Source organism: Corallococcus sp. RDP092CA (assembly GCF_041903675.1).
Classification (GTDB): Bacteria; Myxococcota; Myxococcia; order Myxococcales; family Myxococcaceae; genus Corallococcus.
The window spans coordinates 1-2,358 of the sequence record NZ_JAYESI010000081.1 but is presented as its reverse complement, the minus strand read 5'-3'; the positions used below and the strand labels follow the sequence as shown (position 1 = coordinate 2,358).

Below are 2,358 nucleotides of genomic sequence, written 5' to 3'. Positions count from 1 at the left end.
TGCGCGTCCTCCAGCAGCCAGCCCAGTCGCTCCTTCGGGTAGCTCGGGTCCAACGGCACGTAGGCGCCGCCCGCCTTGAGAATGCCCAGCGTCCCCACCACCACGTCCGCCGTGCGCTCCACGCACACCCCCACTCGCGACTCCGGGCCCACTCCCAGCTTGCGCAGCCGCTGCGCCAACTGGTTCGCCCTCCCCTCCACCTCTCGGTACGTCAGCCGCTGCTTGCCGCTCACCACCGCCACTGCGTTCGGCGTTCGCTTCGCCTGCGCCTCGAAGAGCCGCGGAATCGTCGCGTCCCGCTCGTACTCCCCCTGCGTCTGGTTCCACGTCACCAGCGCCCGTTGGCGCTCCGCGGGCGTAAGCAAAGGCAACCGACCCACGGCTTCCCCTGGCCTCGCCACCGCGCCTTCCAACACCACGCGCAGGTGTTCCACCATGCGCTGCGCGGTCCTGGCGTTGAACAAGTCGGTGCTGTACTCGACCATTCCGCGCAGGCCTTGCGGCGTCTCCGTGAAGTAGAGGCTCACGTCGAACTTCGACGTGTGGCCCTCGATATCCATGGGCTTGAGGACCAGCCCGGGGAGCCGGGCCTCCTCCATGGGCACGTTCTGGAGGGTCAGCAGCGTCTGGAAGAGCGGCGTGTGGCTCAGGCTGCGCTCCGGCTGCAACGCCTCCACCAGCTTCTCGAACGGCACCTCCTGGTGCTCATACGCGTCCAGCACCGTCTCGCGTACCTGATCGAGCAGGGCCCTGAAGGACTGCTCGCCGTTCACCTGTGCACGCAGCACCAGCGTGTTGACGAAGAAGCCGATGAGCCCTTCCAGCTCCGAGCGCGTGCGCCCCGCGATGGGCGAGCCCACGCTGATGTCCGTCTGCCCCGAGTAGCGGGACAGCAACACCTGCCAGCCCGCCAGCAACACCATGTAGAGCGAGGCGCCCTCACGCTGGGCCAGGGCTCGCAGCGACTGTTCGAACTCTCGCGGCCAGAGGAAGCGCTCCACTCCACCCGCGTCGCCTCGCACCGCTGGACGGGGCCGGTCGGTGGGCAACTCCAGCACTGACGGCGCCCCCTCGAGCCGCTGCTTCCAGTGCTCCACCTCCCGCTGCAACACCTCGCCCTGCAGGTCCTGCTGCTGCCCCAGCGCATAGTCCGCGTACTGCACCGGCAGCTCCGGCAGCGGCGACGGGAGCCCTTCCGCGAACGCCGCGTACAACGCGCTCACCTCTCGCACCAGCACGCCCAGCGACCATGCGTCCGACACGATGTGGTGCATCGTCAGCGCCAGCACGTGGTCCTGCTCGCCCAGCGTCATCAGCAGCGCGCGGATCAACGGCCCCGTCGTGAGATCGAAGGGCTTCAGCACCTCCTGTTCGAGCCGGCTCCGGACCTCGGCCTCCTGCTGAGCCGAACCGATGCCCTTGAGCTCCACTCCCTCCAGCGGCACTGCCAACGCCGCGTGGATGACCTGGATGGCCTGGTCCTTCTCCTGCGCGAATGTCGTCCGCAGGGCCTCGTGGCGACGCGAGACTTCGCCAAGGACCTTCTCCAACACGTCCCGGCGCAGCGTGCCGTCCAACCGCACCGCGACCGCGATGTTGTAGAGCGGGCTGCCCGGCTCCAACTGATCGATGAACCACAGCCGCTGCTGCGCGAAGGACAGCGGGCGCGCGCCAGCTCCCGACACACGCACCAGCGCCTTCACCTTCGAGCGCGTGGCCTCCTCCATCCGCGCGGCAAGCGCTTCCAGCGTCGGCGCCGCGAACAGTGCACGCAGCGGCAGCTCCACGCCCAGTTCTTCACGGACCCGGGAGACCACCCGCATCGCCATCAGCGAGTGCCCCCCCAGCTCGAAGAAGCTGTCCTTCACCCCCACTCGCGGCACCCGCAGCACCTCCGCCCAGATGCTCGCCAGCGTCTTCTCGACTTCGTTCCTCGGCGCCTCGTACTCGCGCGACGACGCCGCCACCGCCTCCACCTCGGGCAGGGCCTTGCGGTCCACCTTCCCGTTCGGCGTCAGCGGCATCCCCTCCAGCACCTGTAGCACTGGCGGCACCATGTACTCCGGCAGCTTCACCCTCAGCCGCTCACGCAGCGCTCCCGCCTCCACCTCCTGCCCAGGCTTCCCCACCACGTAGCCCACCAGCCGCGCTTCCGCCCCTTCTCCCCTCACCACCACCGCCGCGTCCCGCACCTCCTCCTGCTGCCGCAGCACCGCTTCGATTTCGCCCAACTCGATGCGGTACCCGCGCACCTTCACCTGGTTGTCCGCCCGGTTGACGTACTCCAGCGTCCCGTCCGCGCCCCACCGCACCCGGTCCCCCGTGCGGTACATCCGCGCCCCGGCCTCCCTCCCGTGC

1 protein-coding gene is annotated in these 2,358 nt (G+C 69.3%); it reads right to left on the bottom strand.

The genetic code is table 11. The features are described from left to right. Positions 1-2,333, bottom strand: a 2,333-nt coding sequence (locus U8525_RS34215; protein WP_374270934.1) for a condensation domain-containing protein, incomplete at its 3' end; no start/stop codon positions are given. Between the last annotated feature and the right edge of the window lie 25 nt (positions 2,334-2,358).